Annotated in this window: 23 protein-coding genes; 10 read left to right on the forward strand and 13 right to left on the reverse strand. The window is 62.4% G+C overall.

Features of this window, described 5'->3' with window-relative positions; translation table 11 throughout:
* Positions 1-75 precede the first annotated feature (75 nt).
* Positions 76-1,854 carry a tetratricopeptide repeat protein gene (locus ACX3P1_RS16000; protein ID WP_459080577.1) on the reverse strand — a complete coding sequence of 593 codons (1,779 nt, stop codon included), beginning with the start codon at positions 1,852-1,854 and terminating at the stop codon, positions 76-78.
* 199 nt (positions 1,855-2,053) lie between these two features.
* Between ACX3P1_RS16000 and blaOXA the strand changes: the two genes are divergently transcribed.
* Positions 2,054-2,857 carry a class D beta-lactamase gene (blaOXA, locus tag ACX3P1_RS16005; RefSeq protein WP_459080578.1) on the forward strand — a complete coding sequence of 268 codons (804 nt, stop codon included), beginning with the start codon at positions 2,054-2,056 and terminating at the stop codon, positions 2,855-2,857.
* A gap of 21 nt (positions 2,858-2,878) precedes the next feature.
* Here blaOXA and ACX3P1_RS16010 read toward each other — a convergent pair whose 3' ends face one another.
* Entirely contained in the window at positions 2,879-3,895 is a 1,017-nt protein-coding gene (locus ACX3P1_RS16010) for a polyprenyl synthetase family protein (protein ID WP_459080579.1), read from the reverse strand.
* Between the two features lie 157 nt (positions 3,896-4,052).
* Between ACX3P1_RS16010 and ACX3P1_RS16015 the strand changes: the two genes are divergently transcribed.
* From ACX3P1_RS16015 to ACX3P1_RS16045, 7 genes are all read left to right on the forward strand, one after another.
* Positions 4,053-4,277 (forward strand): putative signal transducing protein, encoded by a 225-nt coding sequence (locus ACX3P1_RS16015; RefSeq protein WP_459080580.1) that lies wholly within the window; start codon positions 4,053-4,055, stop codon positions 4,275-4,277.
* 3 nt (positions 4,278-4,280) lie between these two features.
* The gene (locus ACX3P1_RS16020) at positions 4,281-5,072 is read left to right on the forward strand and encodes a tRNA1(Val) (adenine(37)-N6)-methyltransferase (protein WP_459080581.1); all 792 of its coding nucleotides are present in this window, start codon (positions 4,281-4,283) and stop codon (positions 5,070-5,072) included.
* Positions 5,073-5,157: 85 nt separating this feature from the next.
* Positions 5,158-6,024: a S49 family peptidase gene (locus ACX3P1_RS16025; RefSeq protein ID WP_459080582.1), complete on the forward strand. Its 867-nt coding sequence runs from the start codon at positions 5,158-5,160 to the stop codon at positions 6,022-6,024.
* A gap of 170 nt (positions 6,025-6,194) precedes the next feature.
* Complete coding sequence (locus ACX3P1_RS16030) at positions 6,195-6,380, forward strand: hypothetical protein (RefSeq protein WP_459080583.1); 186 nt, start codon at positions 6,195-6,197, stop codon at positions 6,378-6,380.
* A gap of 20 nt (positions 6,381-6,400) precedes the next feature.
* Positions 6,401-7,303, forward strand: coding sequence for a 4-(cytidine 5'-diphospho)-2-C-methyl-D-erythritol kinase (locus ACX3P1_RS16035; RefSeq protein WP_459080650.1), 903 nt, complete (start codon positions 6,401-6,403; stop codon positions 7,301-7,303).
* Positions 7,296-7,838 (forward strand): molybdenum cofactor biosynthesis protein B, encoded by a 543-nt coding sequence (moaB, locus tag ACX3P1_RS16040; protein ID WP_459080584.1) that lies wholly within the window; start codon positions 7,296-7,298, stop codon positions 7,836-7,838. The genes ACX3P1_RS16035 and moaB overlap by 8 nt, the downstream gene beginning before the upstream one ends.
* Positions 7,835-8,473 (forward strand): class I SAM-dependent methyltransferase, encoded by a 639-nt coding sequence (locus ACX3P1_RS16045; RefSeq protein ID WP_459080585.1) that lies wholly within the window; start codon positions 7,835-7,837, stop codon positions 8,471-8,473. Before moaB ends, ACX3P1_RS16045 begins: the two co-directional genes overlap by 4 nt.
* On the opposite strand, the gene ACX3P1_RS16050 is transcribed toward ACX3P1_RS16045, so the two are convergent.
* From ACX3P1_RS16050 to ACX3P1_RS16060, 3 genes are read right to left on the reverse strand one after another with little or no spacing between them, the layout of a single operon-like run.
* Entirely contained in the window at positions 8,474-9,334 is an 861-nt protein-coding gene (locus tag ACX3P1_RS16050) for a C40 family peptidase (protein WP_459080586.1), read from the reverse strand. It lies immediately after the preceding gene.
* A 12-nt stretch (positions 9,335-9,346) separates the two neighbouring features.
* Entirely contained in the window at positions 9,347-9,697 is a 351-nt protein-coding gene (locus ACX3P1_RS16055) for a MarR family transcriptional regulator (RefSeq protein WP_459080587.1), read from the reverse strand.
* A 57-nt stretch (positions 9,698-9,754) separates the two neighbouring features.
* Positions 9,755-11,119, reverse strand: a complete 1,365-nt coding sequence (locus tag ACX3P1_RS16060) for a leucyl aminopeptidase family protein (protein ID WP_459080588.1) — start codon at positions 11,117-11,119, stop codon at positions 9,755-9,757.
* A 144-nt stretch (positions 11,120-11,263) separates the two neighbouring features.
* Here ACX3P1_RS16060 and ACX3P1_RS16065 point away from each other — a divergent pair, with 144 nt between their 5' ends.
* Complete coding sequence (locus ACX3P1_RS16065; protein ID WP_459080589.1) at positions 11,264-12,082, forward strand: tetratricopeptide repeat protein; 819 nt, start codon at positions 11,264-11,266, stop codon at positions 12,080-12,082.
* 70 nt (positions 12,083-12,152) lie between these two features.
* On the opposite strand, the gene ACX3P1_RS16070 is transcribed toward ACX3P1_RS16065, so the two are convergent.
* The 8 genes from ACX3P1_RS16070 to ACX3P1_RS16105 form a co-directional block, all read right to left on the reverse strand.
* A complete protein-coding gene (locus ACX3P1_RS16070; protein ID WP_459080590.1) occupies positions 12,153-13,178 on the reverse strand; it encodes a type II secretion system F family protein in 1,026 nt (341 codons plus the stop codon).
* A gap of 12 nt (positions 13,179-13,190) precedes the next feature.
* Positions 13,191-14,204, reverse strand: coding sequence for a type II secretion system F family protein (locus ACX3P1_RS16075; protein WP_459080591.1), 1,014 nt, complete (start codon positions 14,202-14,204; stop codon positions 13,191-13,193).
* 100 nt (positions 14,205-14,304) lie between these two features.
* Positions 14,305-15,813, reverse strand: coding sequence for a CpaF family protein (locus ACX3P1_RS16080; RefSeq protein WP_459080592.1), 1,509 nt, complete (start codon positions 15,811-15,813; stop codon positions 14,305-14,307).
* Between the two features lie 26 nt (positions 15,814-15,839).
* Positions 15,840-17,129: an AAA family ATPase gene (locus tag ACX3P1_RS16085; RefSeq protein WP_459080593.1), complete on the reverse strand. Its 1,290-nt coding sequence runs from the start codon at positions 17,127-17,129 to the stop codon at positions 15,840-15,842.
* A gap of 34 nt (positions 17,130-17,163) precedes the next feature.
* Positions 17,164-17,901: a CpaD family pilus assembly protein gene (locus tag ACX3P1_RS16090; RefSeq protein ID WP_459080594.1), complete on the reverse strand. Its 738-nt coding sequence runs from the start codon at positions 17,899-17,901 to the stop codon at positions 17,164-17,166.
* A 15-nt stretch (positions 17,902-17,916) separates the two neighbouring features.
* Positions 17,917-19,404 (reverse strand): type II and III secretion system protein family protein, encoded by a 1,488-nt coding sequence (locus ACX3P1_RS16095; RefSeq protein WP_459080596.1) that lies wholly within the window; start codon positions 19,402-19,404, stop codon positions 17,917-17,919.
* A complete protein-coding gene (cpaB, locus tag ACX3P1_RS16100; RefSeq protein WP_459080597.1) occupies positions 19,401-20,213 on the reverse strand; it encodes a Flp pilus assembly protein CpaB in 813 nt (270 codons plus the stop codon). Before cpaB ends, ACX3P1_RS16095 begins: the two co-directional genes overlap by 4 nt.
* Positions 20,214-20,405: 192 nt before the next feature.
* Complete coding sequence (locus ACX3P1_RS16105) at positions 20,406-20,924, reverse strand: A24 family peptidase (protein WP_459080598.1); 519 nt, start codon at positions 20,922-20,924, stop codon at positions 20,406-20,408.
* 165 nt (positions 20,925-21,089) lie between these two features.
* Here ACX3P1_RS16105 and ACX3P1_RS16110 point away from each other — a divergent pair, with 165 nt between their 5' ends.
* Positions 21,090-21,506, forward strand: a complete 417-nt coding sequence (locus ACX3P1_RS16110) for a pilus assembly protein N-terminal domain-containing protein (protein ID WP_459080599.1) — start codon at positions 21,090-21,092, stop codon at positions 21,504-21,506.
* The last annotated feature ends 113 nt before the right edge of the window (positions 21,507-21,619 follow it).

A 21,619-nucleotide genomic window follows, 5' to 3' on the forward strand; every position in this document is an offset into this window, starting at 1 on the left:
TGCCGACAGCGTGCGCAAATCCTCGGCACAAGGCCGAGGATGACGGTAGAGACGGTTGCACTTACCCTTGGCCGCTCACCCCTTGGGTGCAGGCGTCGGATCGGGCTTGGGGGTCGGGGCTTCCTGTGCGGTGGCCTTGTCCGGCAGCGGCGGCAGGCCGTTGCGCAGTTTTTCAAGCACCGACGCCAAAATGTCGGGCTCCGGCTTCATGTCGCGGGCATGCGCCCACTGGAAGGTCGCTTCCAGCTTGCGGCCGACGCGCCAGTAGGCATCGCCCAGATGATCGTTGAGCACCGCGTCTTCCGGCTTCAGCGACACGGCGCGCTCCATCTCGCGCACGGAATCGTCGAACCTGCCAAGCTTGAAGTAGGCCCAGCCAAGCGAATCGACGATGTAGCCGTCGCTGGGGCGCAGATCGACGGCCTTCTGGATCATTTCCAGACCTTCGTTCAGGTTCATGCCCCTGTCCACCCAGGAGTACCCCAGATAGTTCATGACCTGCGGCTGGTTGGGGTTGAGTTCCAGCGCCTTGCGGAAATTCGGCTCGGCCTTGGTCCATTCCTTCAGCCGCTCATAGGCGATGCCGCGCTGGTAAAACACGTTCCAGTTGGCGGCGACGGGCGTCTTCAGCAATGAAACGGCCGTGTCGTAGAGATCGGCGGCGGAGCGGAAATCCTCTTTGGAGGAATAGACGCCGCCCAGCGCCAGATAGCCGCGCATATCGTCCGGATGCGCCTCGACAAGCGTCTTGAGATGCGCGATCGCCTCGTCCTTCTTGTCCAGGTCGGCCAGATTGAGACCGAGCTGCAATTCGGAAATTTCCTTCAGCGGCGAACCGTCGGGAATGCGGCGATACAGTTCGATCGCCTTGGCGCTGTCCTTCATCTGCTCGGCGACGGAAGCCAGTTGCACCAGCGCGGCGTCGCTGTCCGGCTTCAGCGCCAGCGCATATTCCAGGTAAAGCCGCACAAACGGCTCGCCGCCGCCGCGGTTGAGCGCGGTTGCGAGATCGAGCAGTATTTCGGCAGCGCCGTCGGACGCATTGGCGACCAGCGGCTCGATCTTCTCGCCCTTGGTGATCTTGTCGCGAAGGGCGGTAATCTCGATCTTGCCCGGCGCGAATGTTTCCGCCTGATCGAGGATCGTCAGCGCTTTGTCCTTGTCACCCTTGCGGGCAAGAAAACTGGCGTAGGATTGCGCGCAGCGCAGCCAGGTTTCGGGTGCCGCGCCGCCTGCGGCGACATTCTGCATCGTGGCCGCATAGGTTGCCTCGGCCTTGTCCGACAGGCCGGAGGCGTCGGCAATCAGCGCGCTATGGCAGGTCTTGAACAGGTCGAACCATTCCGGTCCTTCCAGCTTGTCCACAAAGGTCATGGCCTCTTCGCCATGGCCTGCGCCCTGCTTGGCCCAGCCGGCCATGACGCCGACGATCAGCCGGTCGAGATCGGATTCAAGCGACAGCTTCAGCCAGTATTCGGCCTTGGAAAAATCCTTCTTGCGAAACGAATCGACGGCCAGAGCCAGCCGCGAGAAGCGTTCGACATCGGGAACCGTCTTGAGCTTGTCGGCATAAGGCAGCGCTTCTTCGAAGCGTCCCTGCGAAATCAGCGACAGCATCAGGCTCTGCTGCAGCGAGGCGTCTTCCGGGTCGAAGGCGAGCGCCTGCTTGTAATAATTGATGGCGCTGTCGAGATCGTTGTCGGCCTCGGCGATATGAGCCGCAAGATAAGCTCCGGAAAACGAAGATATCTCGACCGGATCGCTCGTCTGCATGGCATAAGCGGGCAGGCTCGTAGCCGCCACGCCCGTCAAAACTGCCAGCCCCGTTAGCCAGCGCATACCTGCCTGCCGCATCGCATCCCTTTCAACCGAACAAAAGCACCGCCGAGGCGGCCTTCGTCGTCGAATCCATTTTTCACGGCAAAGCATGGCCTTTTTGCGTTCATGCTTCAACCGGGCGGGAATTCACAATCCGGGTAGGAAATTAATAAAACCACACTTTACCGGACAGGGTGCGTTCTTGCATGGTGCGCCGACAGATGGAGAAATGACGATGTCCCTGCGGAGCTTTGCGCTTTCTGTGGTGTTTGTGACCGCGATACCCTTGGCCGCGCAGGCGAAAACATTGTGCACGGCGTTTGCCGATGCCGCCACCGGCAAGGTGCTCAGCCAAGAAGGCGCATGCGACACGCGCGTTTTCGCCGCGTCCACCTTCAAGATCGCCATCAGCCTGATGGGCTACGATTCCGGTTTCCTGACCAATACGCATGAGCCGGCACTACCGTTCAAAAAGGGCTACCCGGACTGGATTCCCTCCTGGAAATCCACCACCGACCCGACCAGCTGGATAAAGAATTCGGTGGTCTGGTATTCGCAGCAGATCACCAGATATCTCGGCGAAAAGCGGTTTCAGCGCTATGTCAGCGAATTCCACTACGGCAACGCGGATGCGTCCGGCGATCCCGGCAAGCACAATGGCCTGTCGCGTTCCTGGCTCAGTTCCTCGCTGAAGATATCGCCGCTTGAGCAATTGGCGTTTCTGGGCAAGCTGGTGAACCGACAATTGCCGGTCACGGCGCACGCCTACGAAATGACAAGCCGGATCACGGCGCTTGGCACCTTGCCAAACGGCTGGGAGATCCACGGCAAGACCGGGGCGGGAGCGCCGCGCAATGCCGACGGTACGTTCGCAACCAACCGTGCCTATGGCTGGTTCGTCGGTTGGGCGAGCAATGGCGGACGAACGCTGGTGTTCGCGCGCCTTATCCAGAACGAAAAGAAAGAAGCCGTCAGCCCCGGCCTGCGCAGCCGTGAAGCGATGATGCGCGAACTTCCCGCATTGCTGGACGCGCTCTAAGAGGCTTGGAAGCGAAGGCCTTCAGCTTACCCGGCTGATGCAGAAGTCGATGACGTCGATCAGCGCCGCCTTCTGCGGCGTGGCTTCCAGCGGCGCCAGCGCGTCGCGGGCGATCTCGCCGAAATGGCGGGCGCGGCCGATCGTGTCGGATATCGCCGAATGGCGGGTCATCAGGCCGATCGCCTTTTCCAGCCCGGCGTCGTCGGCGCTGTTGTTCTCGATGGCGTTCTTCCAGAATGAACGCTCGGTTGCCGTACCGCGCCGATAGGCGAGGATGACCGGAAGCGTCACCTTGCCCTCGCGGAAATCGTCGCCGACATTCTTGCCCAGATCCTGGCTGGAGCCGCCATAATCGAGCGCGTCGTCGATCAACTGGAAGGCAAGTCCCAGATTCATGCCATAGGAGCGCAGCGCGGCGCGGTCAGTGCGCGAGGCCCCGGCGATGACCGGGCCGACTTCGGCGGCAGCCGAAAACAAGGCGGCGGTCTTGGCCTTGATGACGGCAAAATGCTCATCCTCGGTGGTTTCGAGGTTTTTCGCCGCAGCAAGCTGCATCACCTCGCCCTCGGCGATGATGGAAGCGGCACTGGACAGGATATCGAGCGCATCGAGCGAGCCGACATCGACCATCATGCGGAAGGCCTGGCCAAGCAGGAAGTCGCCCACCAGCACGCTGGCCTGGTTGCCCCAGATCATGCGCGCCGTCTTCTTGCCGCGCCGCAGCCCGCTTTCGTCGACCACGTCGTCGTGCAGCAGCGTTGCCGTGTGCATGAACTCGACGCTGGTGGCCAGCTTGACATGGCCCTCGCCGGCATAGCCGAACATCTGGGCGGCCGCGAGCGTCACCATGGGGCGCAGCCGCTTGCCGCCGGAGGAAATCAGGTGATTGGCAATCTCGGGAATCATCTCGACGTCGGAACCGGCCTTCGACAGGATCAACTCGTTGACCCGGCCCATATCGGACGCCGTCAGGGCAATAAGTTCCTTGATGGTCGCGGCTTCCCGCTTTCCATTATCAAGATTGAGAACGACACCCACCAAAAACCACTCCCGTCAAAAGGCGCACGACGGCACTCCGCGTTCGCATGACTCTAGGGCGGCACCCATGTCAACCGCAAGAGGCGAAATGGCGCGGCTTCTATGGTATCCGACGCCGCGTGCGTTTACATGAACGCGACAATCTGGAGGACGCTTCGTGATCGAACTCATCCGCACCAACGACGTGGTGGTCATATCCTTCGTCGAATCGCTGATGCGAGACGCCGGCATCGGCTGCTTCGTCGCGGACCAAAACATGAGCGTGATGGACGGGTCGATCGGCATCCTGCCCCGGCGCATCATGGTGCAGGCGGACCGCGCCGACGAGGCAAGGCAGATCGTCACCGATGCCGGCATGGGCCACGAAATGCGGAAAAAATAAACCGTGCCGCGCGAGAACCCCGGCGATGCGCCTGCCTATACGGTCGATGCCTTTCATCGCGGCCGGTTCTTTCTGGTGCAGCCCGCCCAAAGCGGACACCGCGCCGGCATGGACGCCATGATGCTGGCCGCCGCCGTACCGTCCGCCTTTGCCGGGCAGATCGCGGATTTCGGCGCAGGGGCCGGGGCTGCGGCGCTCGGCGTGCTTTCGCGATGCCCGAAAGCCAGGGCCGTCCTGGTCGAGCGCGCCGAGGAAATGGCCGCTTTCGCAGACGCCACGCTCAGCCATCCGGGTAACGCGCATCTTGGCGACCGCGCGCTCGTGCTTCGCGCCGATGTCGCCTTGAGCGGCCGCGCGCGGCAGGCCGCCGGCCTCGCCGACCGGTCCTTCGATTTCGTCATCATGAACCCGCCCTTCAACGCGGAGCAGGACCGGGCCACGCCGGATACCCTCAAAAGACAAGCGCATGTGATCGAGGACGGCCTGTTCGACAATTGGCTGCGAAGTGCCGCCGCCGTTCTCAAGCCGCGCGGCGGGCTGGCGCTGATAGCCCGGCCGGAACAGTTGCAGCCGATCCTCGACGCCCTTGGCAGCCGGTTCGGCAACGCCGAGATCATGGCCATCCATCCGCGCCCGGAGATAGCCGCCATCCGCATCGTCGTGCGGGCGGTGCGCGGCGCGCGCGGAAAGCTTTCCATCCGCCCCCCGCTGGTGATGCACGAAGGACCGGCCAACGCCTTTTGCGCCCGCGCCGACATGATCGGCAACGGACTTGCATCGCTTTTCGGCGACTGACTGAACGAACGGCCATTGCCGTTCCCCATTGCTGTTTTCTGGCGAATGCCTACATGCCTCAAGCCCTTTCAGGAGACCTGCCCCATTGAGACGCCTTCTTAAACGACTGCTGCCGAAATCATGGCGCTCCGACATCGTCACGATCCCGGTCATCAGGCTGCATGGAACGATCATGGCGGGCGGCGGCAGGTTTCGGCCGAGCCTGTCGCTCGCGTCGACCGCCGGGCTAATCGAAAAGGCCTTTTCATTCGACGCGCCGGCCGTCGCCATCTCGATCAACTCGCCCGGCGGTTCGCCGGTGCAGTCGCGGCTGATTTTTCAGCGTATCCGCGATCTGGCGGCTGAAAAGAACAAGCGCGTCTTCGTCTTCACCGAGGACGTTGCCGCATCCGGCGGTTACATGATTGCGCTTGCCGGCGACGAGATCATCGCGGACCCCTCCTCCATCGTCGGCTCGATCGGCGTGGTGTCGGCTTCGTTCGGTTTTCCCGAACTGTTGAAGAAGATCGGCGTCGAGCGCCGCGTCTATACGGCGGGCAGCAACAAGGCGACGCTCGACCCGTTCAAGCCGGAAAACGAAGAGGACATAGAGCGGCTGAAGGCGCTGCAGCTTGAAGTCCACGAAACCTTTATCGACATGGTCAAGGAGCGGCGCGGCTCCAGGCTGAAGGACGACCCGGACCTGTTCACCGGCCTGTTCTGGACGGGCAAGAAGGGGCTGGAACTTGGCCTCGTCGACGCACTTGGCGACATGCGCACGACCATGAAAGCCCGCTACGGCGCGAAAACGCGGCTGAAGCTGGTATCGGCATCGCGCGGCCTGTTCGGCAGGGTCGGCCTGTTCGGCTCGAGCGCCGGCGGCTTTTCGCCGCCTGAGATCGCGGAAGCGGCTGCCGGTGGCCTGCTCGACGCGGCGCAGGAACGCGCGCTGTGGCAGCGTTTCGGCCTGTGAGCGGGGAACCCTTTCGCGCGCCACGCGTCCAATCATTCAGGAAGCCGTTCTTGTTCTTATTGCTGCGCCGCCCTAGAAAAACCGTTTCGATTTCCCAACTTGTGCGCTAGCATAGCGCCAAAATAGACTGAAGAGGCCTCCGGCGCAGGAAAGCGAAGGAGAGTTTGGACATGCCGCAGATCATTTTCTTCACCGCCGTTGGTGTCGCCGCCTATGTTGGCTATCGCGCTTTCGTCAAGGAAGCGGAACGCGTGACCGCCAAGCTGCGCCGCGCCGAAAAGCAGCATGCGAACGGCACCCAGGGCACACTGGTCAAGGATCCCGTTACGGGCGAATACCGTCTAGCCAGGGATTGACCATCATCGATAGCGCGATTGTGAATGCCGGGGCGGCAGCAAGACTCGCACCCGCCAAGATCAACCTTGCCCTGCATGTAACCGGCCGGCGGTCGGACGGTTATCATACGATAGAAAGCCTGGCGGTGTTTACCCGCTTCGGCGACCGCATCGATGCCGCGCCCGCTGAGGCGGACGGCTTTGCCGTTTCCGGCAAATATGCCGCCGCCGTGCCTGCCGATGATGGTAACCTGATCCTGAAAGCGCGAGACACGCTGCGGCAGCGCTTTGGCGCGGACGCCACGCCGCCGGTAGCACTTTCGCTGGAGAAAAATCTTCCGGTTGCTTCCGGCATCGGCGGCGGATCAAGCGACGCCGCCGCCACGCTGCGCGCGCTCATCGAGGTCTGGAAGCTGGACGTGGACGAGGCCGAACTGGCCCGCATCGGGCTGGCGCTGGGTGCCGATGTGCCGATGTGCCTGGCAGCCCAACCGCTGCTGGCGCGCGGCGTCGGCGACGAATTGGACATCCTGCCGAATTTTCCGTCGCTTGGCCTGGTGCTGGTCAATCCGGGCGTCTCCGTCTCGACGGCGGCGGTGTTTGCCGGGCTGGAGAGCCGTGACAACAAAAATCTGCCGCCGCTGCCGAAGAAAATCGATTTTCACAGCCTGCGCAACTGGCTGGAAATCACGCGCAATGATTTGCAGCCCGTGGCGCAAAAGCTTCATCCGGCCATCGGCCGGGCGCTGTCGGCGCTGAAAAGGGCGGATGCCGGGTTCGTCCGTATGTCGGGTTCGGGTGCGACCTGTTTCGGCCTGTTCGAAACCGGCAATGTCGCCAAGCGCGCGGCGGCCTCGATTCGCAGCCATTACCCGGAAATGTTCGTCGCCGCGACACGCAGCCTGGCATCAGGGATCGACGCGAATGGCCGGGCCGATGGCTAAGATTGACGAGAGCCGCCCCTTCATCCCGGTGCGCATCGCGGTGCTCACCGTCTCCGATTCACGGACGCTGGCGGACGACAAGTCCGGGCAGACACTGGCCGACCGCATCGCGGAGGCCGGCCATATCCTCGCCGACCGCGCCTTCGTCACCGACGACGCGACAAAAATCCGCGACACGGTGCTGGCATGGTCGCGCGACAAGCAAATCGATGTCATCATCACCACCGGCGGCACCGGCTTTACTGGCCGCGACGTGACGCCGGAAGCGCTGGAGCCCATTTTCGAAAAGCGCATGGACGGGTTTTCGGAAGTGTTTCACCGCATTTCCTACGACAAGATCGGCACATCCACGATCCAGAGCCGCGCCACCGGGGGCGTCGTCAATGCCACCTTCGTGTTCGTGCTGCCGGGATCGCCCGGCGCCTGCAAGGATGCCTGGGACGGCATCTTGAAGCCGCAACTGGACTACCGGCACATGCCCTGCAATTTCGTGGAAATCATGCCCCGGCTGGACGAGCACCTGAAACGCTCGTGACCACGGACGCGGGCGACGTAAAATCCTTCATTCGCGAAAACCTGCCGCTGACGGCGGTGCCGTTCGTGCCGGAAATCCGGCTGCACACGGCCCATCCCGGCAGCGGGCTGAGGCGGCTCGAAGGCGATGCCGCGCCCTACTGGGCCTATCCCTGGGCCGGCGGCACAGCGCTTGCCCGCTACGTTCTCGACCGTCCGCAAACCGTTCTTGGTCGTCGCGTGCTCGACCTCGGTGCAGGTTCCGGTCTTGTCGCGATTGCCGCTGCGAAGGCTGGCGCGGGCGAAATACTCGCCGCCGAAATCGACCATAACGCGCTTGCGGTGCTGGAACTCAATCTGGCGGCAAACACTGTTACCGCCACCATCATCGATCAGGACATTCTTGGCGCAGAGCCGCCTGCCGTCGATCTCGTTCTCGTCGGTGATGTCTTCTATGAGCGCTGTCTCGCCCGGCGCGTCACCGCGTTTTTCGACCGGTGCGTCGCAGGCGGTATCAAGGTGCTGGTCGGCGATCTCGGCCGGGAACATCTGCCGCTCTCGCGCCTAAAAGTTCTGGCCGACTATCCGGTGCCGGATTTTGGTGATGGCAAGGGCGCGCCGCCGAAACCGGGCCGCGTCTTCGCCTTCGAGCGCTGACTATAGCCGGCGAAAGCCGGTCGGGCCGCCATAGAGATACCCGATGCGCGCGACGGCCTCGGCCAAGCCTTCGCGCGAGACCTGCATGGTGTGGCCGCTGGCGTGGATCATGTTTTTTTCGTCGGTCATGATGGCGACGTGGCCTTTCCAGAACACAAGGTCGCCGCGCCGCAGGCCGGAAAAATCCGCGCCCGGATCGAACGGTTCGCCAAGACCGGCCGCCTGCATGTCCGAATCGCGCAGCACGTCACGACCGACCATGCGCATGGAAAGCTGCACCAGCCCCGAGCAGTCGATGCCGAAGCCGGACACGCCGCCCCATAGATAGGGCGTGCCCAGGAATTGTTCTGCGACGGCCACGTAGTCAGCCGCATTTTTCGCGATTGGTCGCAGATGGCCCGCGATCACCGCGTCGCCGGTCGGCAGCACGGCATAGGGCGTGCCGCGCGTCTCGGCGGTGCCTGTTACCGTGACCGTCGAGCCCATCGACAATTGCCCGCTCACGGGAAAACGCAGATCCGGCCCCGGATAGACGAAGGTGCGGGGCACGCAGACGACATGCGTGGGCGCTTGATCTCGGCCACCCAGTTCCGATGCGGCGACATACCCCACGTAACCGTCCCGCTCGCTCTGCACCCATGCCCAGCCCTCGGTTTCCTCGAACACCAGCACGTCGTCGCCGAACAGGAACTGCGTGTTGACGCCGGCGTCGGCACCCGGTGCTTTGCGCACATCCGCGACCGAGGCCGTTATGCGCGCGGGCTTGCCGGCAACGAAGCGCTCGGCGGTCACCTCGCCTTTCAGCCGCGCGTCGGCAAGGTCGGGGCGAAAAGCATGCAGGCGGGAGTCATGAGCGGTCAAATCGGGTCGCTTTCACATCGGCAGTTCGAGAGCCTTGGCGATAATATCATCGCCAAACCGTTCGACATAGAGCGCGCCCTCGACGGTGCGCCGGATCAGCACGTTGCGCCTGTCGCGCTCGTCGCGGTGGCGCGAAACCAGTTTCAGCGCGCCCATCGTATCCAGCGCGCGGGTGATGACCGGCTTGGTCACACCGAGTTTTTCGGCCAGCCCGCGCACGGTATGCGGCGGCGGATCGAGATAGATGGTGAGCAGGATCGCGGCCTGGCGCATGGTGAGATCGGGCGCGTCGTCACGCACTTGCGACAGCATCACCTGCTGCCACAGCCGCAAAGCCTGGATCGGACGCATCGCTATCGCCATGCCGGCCATTCTATCGGCAAATCGTTTCGGTTCCGTTTCAGTCGGGCGTTCAAAGATTCAGCCGAAGCGCGTAGAAATCACCTTCTCCAGTGCGCGAATGCCCTGCGCTTCGCCACCGGCGGGGCCGTGCGGGCGGTCCCACGGGTTCCACGCGAAGATGTCGAAATGCGCCCAGCCCGGCGTTTTTTCCACGAAGCGCTTAAGAAAAAGTGCCGCCGTGATCGAGCCGGCAAAACCGTCCGTGGTGACATTGTTCATGTCGGCGATCTTCGACGCCAGCCTTGCCTGATAAGGCTGCCATAGGGGCATGCGCCACAGCGGGTCCTCGACCGCGACGGACGCTTGCGCAAGCTCCGAAGCCAGCGCGTCGTCGTCGGTGTAAAAAGGGGGTAAATCGGGGCCGAGAGCGACGCGCGCTGCACCCGTCAGCGTCGCCATGTCGACGAGCATCTGCGGTTCCTCGGCATCGGCCAGCGCCAGCGCATCGGCGAGCACCAACCGCCCCTCCGCATCCGTATTGCCGATCTCGACGGTAATGCCCTTGCGGCTCGTCAGCACGTCGCCGGGGCGAAAGGCGTTGCCGGCAATCGAATTTTCCACGGCCGGGATGAGAACCCGCAGCCGCACTTTCAGGCCGGCCGCCATGATCATCGAGGCGAGGCCGAGCACATTGGCCGCGCCGCCCATGTCCTTCTTCATCAACAGCATGCCGCTTGCCGGCTTGATGTCGAGGCCGCCCGTATCGAAGCACACGCCCTTGCCGACCAGCGTTACTTTCGGCGCGCCCTTCGGCCCCCAGCTCATGTCGATCAGGCGGGGCGCTTCGATGGAGGCGCGGCCGACCGCGTGGATCATCGGAAAGTTATGCTTGAGAAGATCGTCGCCCTTGGTGACGGTGATTTCCGCCTTGTGCGTCTTGGCCAGCTTGCGCACGGCCTTTTCCAGCGCATCCGGCCCCATGTCGTTGGTCGGCGTGTTGACCAGATCGCGGGCGAGGAACACGCCGTCGGCGATGCGGCGCAGACGGTCGGCATCCACCCCTGCCGGTGGATTGAAGCGCAGCGCCCTGCCCGAACCCTTGCCATAGCGGCTGAAGACATAGCCGCCCAGCATCAGCCCGAGCGCGGCAAGGTCGGGCTTGTCCGGCATCGACGCGAAAGCCCATTCGCCTTCCGGCAGCGCCTTGGCCAGAGCGCCTGCGGCAAGCGCGCTCTGCCCTTCGCCAATTCCGAACAGCGCGCCCGCGATGGTCCCGCCGGAGTCCGGCAACACCAGGACCCTGCCGGCCTCCCCGGAAAAGCCGTTCGCTTCAGCCCAGGCGAGATCTGGTTTTTCCAGCCCCGCACTCTCCAGCGCACCTGCCGCGACCAGATGAACCGGCAGCGCCTTTTTCGATTTCCGGGAAACGAGTTCGACTGGCATCAAAACCTCCTGGCCAGCCGCGACTCGGGCGGCCTGTCTTAACGAAGCATTAGGGTTAACAGAATATTTCTCGACGAGGAAAGATGGCCGTTTGCCGCCGACTGCGCTGCGCGACCATGCGGACAAGGGAAGGCTTAAGCGCCGATGTCGACGAATTGCATCATGATCCGGACCGGCAAGCGGATTGCCACGGCAACCTTTGTGGCGGCGCTGGCGGCGAGCATCGCCGGTTGCGGAACCAGCAAGATGACCACCGGCTCGATCAACCGGGGTGGCCAGGCGGTTGACAGCATGACCTCCAGCCAACTTCATCAGGCAGCCAATTCGCTGGGCCAGACCTATACCAGAAACCCGGGCGACAAGGCGGTCGCCTTGAAATACGCGTCCGTCCTGCAAATGAACGGCGACAATGACCAGTCCCTTGCCGTCATGCGCAAGCTGGCGATCGCGTTGCCTAAGGACCGCGACGTGCTGGCGGCCTATGGCAAGGCGCTTGCCGCGAATGGCCAGTTCGAGCCGGCGCTGAGCGCCGTGCGCCGCGCCCAGACCCCGGAATATCCGGACTGGAAACTGGTGTCGGCGGAAGCCGCCATTCTCGACCAGCTTGGCCAGAAGGACGAGGCCCGCCAGCTTTACCGCAAGGCGCTCGATCTCCAGCCGAACGAGCCGACGGTCCTGTCCAATCTCGGCATGTCCTATGTGCTGGAAGGCGACCTGCGGACGGCCGAAACCTATCTCCGCTCGGCGGCGGGACAACCCACCGCCGATAGCCGCGTGCGCCAGAACCTGGCGCTGGTGGTCGGGTTGCAGGGGCGTTTCGACGAAGCCGAGAAGATCGCGGCGCAGGAGCTTTCTCTCGACCAGGCGCAGGCCAATGTCGCCTACCTTCGCAAGATGCTCTCCCAGCAGAATGCCTGGAACCAGTTGAAGAAGGACGACAAGGGCAAGTCGGCCACCAACTGACTTTTCCGCATAGTCACAAAAAAGCCGCCTGTTTCGGGCGGCTTTTTTTTATGCTCTGCCGAAGATGGCGCTATTGTTCGCTGTCGCTCGTCGTTTGCGGCTGGTCGCCGAAGATGCCGTGCTTGCTTACCTGGATGCCGGCGGGTCCGAGAATGATCGCAAACAGCACCGGCAGGAAGAACAGGATCATCGGCACCGTCAATTTCGGCGGCAGCGCCGCAGCCTTCTTCTCGGCCTCGTTCATGCGCATGTCGCGGCTTTCGCCGGACAGAACGCGCAACGCGTGTGCCACCGGCGTACCGTAGCGTTCGGCCTGAACGAGCGCCTGCGAAACCGATTTGACCGATTCGAGCCCGGTTCGGGAGGCCAGGTTTTCATAGGCCTGCTTGCGTTCCTGCAAATATGACAACTCGGCATTGGTGAGGATGAATTCCTCTGCCAGTTCCACCGATTGCGTGCCGATCTCGTCGGCTACCTTGCGAAGGGCCGCTTCCACCGACATGCCCGATTCCACGCAGATCAGCATCAGGTCGAGCGCGTCGGGCCATGCCGTCTGGATGGACTTCTTGCGCTTGGTGGCGCGATTGGAAACATAGAGGACCGGGGCGTAAAAACCTGCATAGGCAACGAGGATGCAGACGAAGAATTTTACGACCATCGGCCGCTCGGGAAGGCCGCCAAGCGCGAAGATGTAGATAGCGGCCAGCGCCAGGCCGACGAAGGGCAGGACAAGCCGGAAGAACAGGAAGCGCGTCAGCGGGTTCTGGCCGCGAAAACCGGCAACCTTCAGTTTCTGCAACGTACCCTCGTCGGCCAGCGCACGCTTCAGGTCGAGGCGATCGACGATGTTGCGCATACCCACCGACTGCTCTTCGCGCAGGCCCTTGCGGCGGCGGTCGGCTTCCGCCGCCAGGCGTGCGCGCTGCTTGGCGCGAAGTTCGTCGCGCTCCAGCGCTACCGCCTTCATGCGGGCCTTGAGCGGATTTCCGCCGAGGGCCGGAACGAGCGTGAGCACCGTGGCGAACACGGCAAGCGAGACCAGCATCACGATCAGGACTACCGGGTCTGTAAACGTCTTGACGACTAGCGCGGTCATGGATCCAGCACCCTACACTTCGAAATTCATCATCTTGCGCATCACCAGGATGCCCATGCCCATCCAGAGTCCGGAAATGCCAAGGATCAGATTGCCCACATTGGTGGTGAACAACGGCATGATATAATTGGGGCTGGTGATATAGACCATGATAGCGACGATGAACGGCAGCGCGCCGATGATGACGGCCGACGCCTTGGCTTCCATCGAAAGCGCCTGGACCTTTGCCTTCATCTTCTTGCGGTCGCGCAGCACGCGCGAGAGATTGCCCAGCGCTTCTGACAAATTACCGCCGGCCTGCGCCTGGATCTGGATGACGATGCCGAAAAAGCCCGCCTCCGGGCAGGGCATCGTTTCCTGCATGCGAACGGCCGCCTCGGGAATGGACAGGCCGAGCTGCTGCGAATCGACGATGCGGCGGAATTCGCCCTTGACGGGTTCCGGTGATTCGTTGGCGATGAGACGGATGCCGTCATTGAGCGGCAGGCCCGACTTGATCGCCCGCACGATGATGTCGAGTGCATTGGGAAATTCGTTCAGGAACTTCTTGACGCGGCGCTTGCGGGCGAACGAGACGAACCACCGCGGCAGGCCGAATGCACCGGCGAGCAGCGCGCCCGGCACCACGAGCAGCGGCGCGCCGGCAAGATAGGCGAGAACGGCAAACACGACGCCGCAAACAGCCGAATACAGATAAAACCGCTCCATCGGCACGGTCATCCCGGCCTGCCGGATCTGCATCTTCAACGGCGGCTTCTTGACGTTGACGTCGTTGACCTTCTGCTTCTGATCCAGCTCCTTCAAGGAGTCCTGAACGGATTTGCGCCGCTTGGCGGCTTCCGCCACCCGGTCGCGCGAGGCACGAACGACGGATCGGTCCGTCTCCAGGGTCTTGACCGACTGAAGACGCCGGCCAGCCGCCTTTTCATTGTCCATCCGGGTGAACAGAAACGCATAGGCTACCGCACCAGCACTGAAGCCGGCGAGCACCACGAATATCAATACGGTGCTGTCAATTCCGAACATGGACCACCGCCTTCATGACTCCAATTGCCTGCAACGGCATGCGCCTTGCCCGAGCATCGGGTTAGCCCGAAAACCGCTGCACACTTTTCGGCCCGATGCTCTAGTCAGCACGTTTTTCCATCGCTTCGAGCGCCTTGGCCAGCCGCTGTTCCTCGTTGTAGTAACGGGCGCGGTCCCAGAAATGCGGACGGCCGATGCCCGTCGAGACATGCTCGCCGATAAGCCTGCCGTTCGCGTCTTCGCCCTTGATGTTATACAGGACCAGGTCCTGCGTGATGATGACGTCACCTTCCATGCCGATCACTTCGGTGATGTGGGTGATGCGGCGCGATCCGTCGCGCAGGCGAGAGGCCTGGATGATGATGTCGATCGAGCCGACGATGATCTCGCGCACCGTCTTCTGCGGCAGCGTGTAACCACCCATCGCGATCATGGATTCGATACGGTTGAGGCATTCGCGCGGGCTGTTGGAGTGGATGGTGCCCATGGAGCCGTCATGGCCGGTGTTCATCGCCTGCAGGAGGTCGAACACCTCGGGTCCGCGCACTTCGCCGACGACGATGCGTTCGGGCCGCATGCGCAGGCAGTTCTTGACGAGATCGCGCATGGTGACCTCGCCTTCGCCTTCCAGATTGGCGGGGCGGGTTTCGAGCCGGACCACATGCGGCTGCTGCAGTTGCAGTTCGGCCGAATCCTCGCAGGTGATGATGCGCTCTTCGCGATCCACATAATTGGTCAGGCAGTTGAGCAGCGTCGTCTTGCCGGAACCGGTACCGCCGGAAATCACCACGTTGCAGCGCACCCGGCCGATGATCTTGAGCACCTCGGCCCCTTCGGGCGTGATGGTTCCGAACTTGACCAGCTGATCGAGCGTCAGCTTGTCCTTCTTGAACTTGCGGATGGTGAGGGCCGCGCCGTCGATGGCGAGCGGCGGTGCGATGACGTTGACGCGGGAGCCGTCCGGCAGGCGGGCGTCGCAGATAGGCGAGGATTCATCGACCCGGCGTCCGACCTGGCTGACGATGCGCTGGCAGATGTTCAAAAGCTGCTGGTTGTCGCGGAAACGGATCGTGGTCTGCTCGACCTTGCCGTTGACTTCGATATAGACGTTCTTGGAGCCGTTCACCATGATGTCGGCGATGTCGTCGCGGGCCAGCAGCGGCTCCAGCGGCCCATAGCCCAGAACGTCGTTGCAGATGTCGTCGAGCAGTTCTTCCTGATCGGCGATCGACATCGCAAAATTCTTGATCGCAACGATGTCGTTGACGATGTCGCGAATTTCCTCGCGCGCGCTTTCGGGGTCGAGCTTGGCAAGCTGCGACAGGTCAATGGTGTCGATCAGCGCCGAGAAAACCTGGCTCTTGATGTCGTAATAGGCTTCGCTGCGTTCGCGCTGCACCCGCCTCGGCTCAGGCGCCATCGGCGGCGCCTCGACGGTCCGGCGCACGGGCGGCATGGATGAAGCGGGCGTCAACGGCGCCGACGGGCGGGAAATGACCGACGTTTCCGCAGCGCCGGCACTCGCCGGCGGCGAAGCTTCGGCGGCTACAGGTTGACGCGTTTCCGGAATGGGCCGGCTACCGTCGTCACTACCTCTTTTACCGAACATGATCGATACCCACTCCCGCCAAAGCGCTACTTCTTGTTCCGCTTGAGCATTTCGAGCAGCCCGCCGAGAGCCGCCTTCTTCCTCGACTTGATGTCGCTTCGCCCGGTAAGGACATGGGCGATTTCGCTGATGATGCCGACGATCGGGCTCTTGGAATCCATCTCGCCGAGCATGCGGCCATTATTGGATGCGTTGCCGAACAGCAGCGGGTCGAATGGAATGACCGCCATCGGCGTCAAGCCCAGCGGTTCGGCAAAATCGTCGGCCGAAATCTCGGGACGCTTGGGTATGCCGGCCTGGTTGATGACAAGTTTCGGCGGCGTATCGTTCGGCCGCAGCCGCTTCAGCATATCGACCAGATTCTTGGCGTTGCGCAGATTTGCCAGTTCGGGCGTGGCGGTGATGACCACTTCGTCCGCCTTGGTCAGCGTGTTCTTCGTCCAGCCGGTCCACACATGGGGAACGTCAAGCACAAGGATCGGGGCCGTGCGCTGGGCCGTGTCGATGATATGGGCAAAGGCGTCGGCGTCGAAATCGTAGACGCGCTCCAGCGTGGAGGGGGCCGCAAGCAAGGAGAGGTTTTCAGCACATTGCGCGAGAAGACGGTCGAGATAGACCTCGTCGATGCGCTCCGGCGAGAAAACCGCCTCGGCGATGCCCTGGGCGGGGTCCTGGTCGAAATTGATGTTGGCCGTGCCGAATGCGAGGTCGAGATCGGCTACCATCACCTCCGACCTGAACAGCGTCGACATCGTCCAGGCCACATTGTGGGCCACGGTGGAAGAACCGACGCCACCCTTTGCGCCGATGAAGGCGACGGAGCGGCCGATCGGCTCGGCCTCGGGGTCGACGAAGATGGTCGAGATCACGCTGACGACATCGGCCATCGAGATCGGAGCGATGACATATTCCGAAATGCCGGACCGGATCAGCTCGCGGTAAAGGCCGACATCGTTGTAATGGCCGATGACGACCACCTTCGAAGTCGGGTCGCAATATTCGGCTAATTGAATGAGCTGTTCCAGCAACTGCTTCGGCTCGGCCCGCGACTCCAGGATGATGAGGTTAGGCGTCGGCGCCGACTGGTAGAATTCGACCGCGGTCGGGATGCCGCCCATATGAACCTTCAGATGGGCCTTGGCCATGCGACGATCCTCGCCGGCCCGTTCGATGGGGCCGGAGACGCCCTCCGTCTCGCAGAAGGCCTGGATGGAAATGCGCGGTATCGGCCGCAGCGCCTGCATCGTGGAAATATCCTGATGCGAGGTTTCGACACTGTCGACGCTGGTTTCAAAAGCCAGATTGCTCATCGTCATGCTCTTTCCGTGACTTGCGTGCCTTTGGCCCGGCTCAATACGTCACTTCCGAATTACCGAGAAACTCACCCGAAATTTCTCGATTTCGATAGACGTCGATCACCGTGCTGCGATTTTCGGCATCGATTGGGGTCTGCTTGCGCGGCCCGAGCAGATCGGCCGGATTGGCGATCTGGGCGGCAAGGTTGTTCTGAGACGAACAGCCGAAATTGGCGTAATGCTTGTTCTCCACGTTCTGGAGCAGATCGTCGGGCCAGCGGCCGCATTTGTCGGTGTGGGCGCGAAGCCGCGAGTAGCTGACGCGGATGGGGGCGGAGGTTTCCGACGAGCTGGCCTGGTAGGACGCCACCGCGATGCGGTTGCGGGGGATGCCGTTCTTCGCCGCGAACTTGGCGAAATCGCGCCCTGCCGTGGCGGCGGCGATTTCGTTGGCCGATCCCGATGGAACCAGAATGGTCAGCGCGGGTGCCGCGCTCTTGTCATAGCCGTCGAGGAAGCCCGCGAGTGTCTGGCGCTGGTATTGCGTCATGCCGCGGTCGCCGGCGCCCACGGGCAGATCGATCTTCTCGTCCTTTTCGGAGATCACGATCGGATGGTTGGTGCGATAGTCGTCCGGGATCGAACCGACCGTGACGCTGTCGCGGTTGGCGCAACCCGACAACAGGCCGATGGCGGCCACTGCCAGGATGGGTGCTGCCAGAAGACAGGCGCGTGAGCGGCCGGAGCGCGATGCGGCGACTTCCATCCTGGCCTTGAATGCTGACTGAGACATGACCGGGTTCCCCGCTTACTTGTAAATGAAGCCGACGACGCCGTGGTAGCGGCCGTTCGGTCTATCGGTCTGCATGGTTCCATAGACGCGGTTGACGCGGCCTAGGAAAATGCCCGCGCCGTCGCTTGCCGGAGTGAAGTTGTCGTCGGGCTTGGCAAGTTCGTTGCGAGCCACCGGGCGCGCCAGATAAGGCGTGATGATGATGACCAGTTCTGTTTCATTGCGGACGAACTCACGGCTCCGGAAGAGCGCGCCAAGCACGGGAATCTTGGTCAATCCAGGCACCGCATTGATGGTCTGGCGAACATCGTCATTGACCAGGCCCGCGATCATCATGGACCCGCCCGACGGCAGTTCGACGGTGGTGTCGGCAAGCCGCTTGCGAAGCGAAAGAATGTTGCTGCCTTCCATCTGGACGGCACCGTCGGAGGTCGGCTCCGAAACGGATGTTCTGACCTTCAGGCTGATGCGTCCCGCCGACAGCACCACCGGCTGAAATTCGAGACCGATGCCGTAATCGATCTTGTTCAGCGTGGTCGTGCGCACGCCGTTTTCATTGGTTACCCCGGAAACGACGTTATATTCGCCGCCGACCTTGAAGGTCGCCTTTTCACCGGAGACGGCGGTTAGCGTGGGTTCGGCCAGCGTCTTCATGACGCCCGACTGTTCCATGGCGTTCATGGTGCCGCTCAGATAGCTGGGCAGGCTGCCGACCGGCGATCCCCTGGTACCAGCCTGCGCGACGGATTCCGCCGTTGAGGCAAGAGACTGGAACGAAATTCCGTCCGCCTGCCCGATCAGCTTGACGCCGAGCTGTTTCATGACGGAGCGGCTTACTTCCGCGACTGTCACTTTCAGCGTCACCTGATCCTCGCCGACAATCTGCAGCAGGTTGACGATCTGCGAGGTTCGTCGTTGCGAATCCGGGTTGTCGATGCTGACGCCGCTTTGCGCGGATCCGCCGGCTGCCGTCTGCGAATACTGGCCGGTCGTCGCCTCGCCGCCTGACACGAAGATATTGGCAAGGTCGGCGGCGCGCTTGGCGTCGAGCGGCGTATCGACGGTTCCCGTCAGCACGACGTTGTCGTTGAGCAATTCGACCTTGACTTCGGATGTCGGGATGAAGCGCTTGATATAATCCTCGAGCCCGGCGACGTCGCGCTCGACGGAAAGGTCGAGGCTGACGATCTGCTCGCCATTGGGTCCGAAGACGAAGATGTTGGTTTCGCCCACCGACTTGCCGAACAGATAGATGCGCCTTGCGGTGCGTGTCACGGCGTCGGCGACGGCCGGATTGGCGACCAGAATGTCATAGGCATCGCTCGGCAGGTCGATGACGACCGATTTGTTCAGGCCAAGCTTGACCCGCTGCACCGCCTTGGATGCCGTTACCCGCGCCGCGCCGGCGGCACTCGCCTGATCGACGCCCTGCGCATAAGTTCCCACCAGCATCAGGCTGGCGGCGGCGGCAAAGACGATCGGGAGTTTTCTGATGGACCTCATTTCCTTGCCCCTACTTCGGAAACTTCGCCGGACTTGATCAGGCGCACCGTTCCTCGCCGCCCATTCCCGGAAACCAGGTAGTCGGCTTCGCCGGTGGCTTTCTCCTGCGTGTCCTTGACCGAGCGCAGCGCCAGCGTCAGGCGATCGGCCATCTGCTGGGCCACGGTGATGATTTCCGCCTGCTGGGACGTCAGCTCCAGTGTCGCCGTCTGGCCAACCCTGGTCTTCTTGCCCTCTTCATCCTCCTGGATGGTCTGGTCGATCGCCAGCACACGGATGTTCTGCAGGATCGTCTCGGTGGTAAACCCGGTGGAGCCTGTGGCATCGGCCCGGCGCGTCATGATGACGTCGACATGATCGTTGGGAAGGATGAAGCCGCCGGCGGACGTGTCGGCCGCGATCGACGTGGCGACGGCGCGGCTGCCGGCCGGCAGCATCGACGACATGAAGCTCTGCCCCTCGGGGATCAGCTTGGACCGGCGCAGCGGCTCGCCGGCAAACATTGCCATGCGGGCGACGGAGCCTTTCAGCTTTTCGACCGCGTCCGGCTCGGCGTCGCGGGTAATGAAATTCTCGTTGAGACCATCGGCCGGCCAGGCCTGCCATCCGAGATTGGCGCCCACGGGATCGCCGATCGGCACGTCGCCGGAAAGCACGAGGACATCCTTCAGCGCGATGCTCGGCGTCGGCAGTCCGGCATCGACGACGACTTCCTGCGGCGCTATCGCCACCATGTTCTTCGCTACGTATCCGGCGCCGCCCGCAGCAGCTACCGCCACGCCCAGAATTATAAGTCGGGATGCTGGCATATGTCCGAACCCTCGCCCTTGGCAAACCACCTAGCCAAGCGGAACATTGCAGCGGCAATCGTCAAATTATAGTTAACGCAATGCTTACGATTGTGATTAATTTAACGTTTAGAGATGTTCGAAGCATTCGAACGCTCGGACTTCAGTAACGAGCGCTTTTAACCGGCCTCCAATAGCCGGGTATCCGCGCGGTCAACCCGCCAGTTGTGCGAGCGCCCATGTCATCATGGACGTGTCCGGATAGGTCAGCAGGCCGCCGATCCCCAGCGCGATGCCATAGGGAATACCCGTCTGCTCGTTGGCCAGATGCTGCAGGAAGGCGCTGTGGCGGGTAAAGACGGCGAGCGTCGACTTGCGATAGGCCAGTATGCCCAGGGTCAGGACGCCGCCCAGGAACGACGAAATCACCAGATATTCGAGGAGTTGGACATTGAAGCCCATCCAGATGGCGGTTGCGGCGAGCAGCTTGGCATCGCCGCCGCCCATGCCGCCCATGGCGAAAAGCCCGAAAGTCACGCTCAACACCAACGCGCCGGCTGCGAAATGCCAGCCATAGGTCGCCCAATCCATGCCGGTCAGCGGGGCCGCCAGCGCAAAAACGACGATCAGCAACAACGGGACACGGTTGGCGATGGTCATGGACAGCATGTCCGAGATCGCGGTAAACACCATGCAGAACGGAAAAACGACGAAAATCAACGCTTCAAGCATTTGTTTCGAGCACCGTACAAGGGCCAATGTATCGCTGAAAGATTAACGCGATTCCGTTAAGGATCGGTGAGCCGCAGCGAACCGGCCTGCCGCAAGTGCTGCTTAACCGTTGGTTCACCAATCTCGTTCATTGTCTGTTGAACAGTTTGGGTCCCGGGGAGCACCATGGCCAACTTCAGATCCTTTGCGATAGCCGCCGCGGTTTTTGCGACTGCCTGCCTGCCTGCCCAGGCTGGAGCCGGAATCGAAGTCACGATGAACGAGGCAAAGATCGTCAAGCTGGCGCGCGCCGCCGACACGATCGTGATCGGCAATCCGGGCATCGCCGATGCTTCGGTCCAGGATGCCTCGACCATCGTTCTGACCGGCAAGGGGTTCGGCGTTACCAACCTCGTCGTGCTCGACAGCGACGGCAGCCCGATCATCGACGAACAGGTCACTGTGGTTCGGCAGGACGCATCGTCGGTCCGCATCTATCGCCGCGCGCAGGTCCAGACGATGTCGTGCACGCCGTATTGCGAAAGCTCCTTCAAGACCGATGCCGAAAAGAAGTCCGAGGGCGAACTGAGCGGCGGGAACTGATCGGGTCGACGATGTTCGTTCACGGCCGGGCCTGTTTCTGGTTAGCGCCGGGTAAAGCGAAATCCGTCAAATTGAACGACCATCCAAACCGGCCTTCAACGGATTTCCGCTAC

The sequence above is a fragment of the Mesorhizobium sp. A623 genome (genome assembly GCF_054489405.1).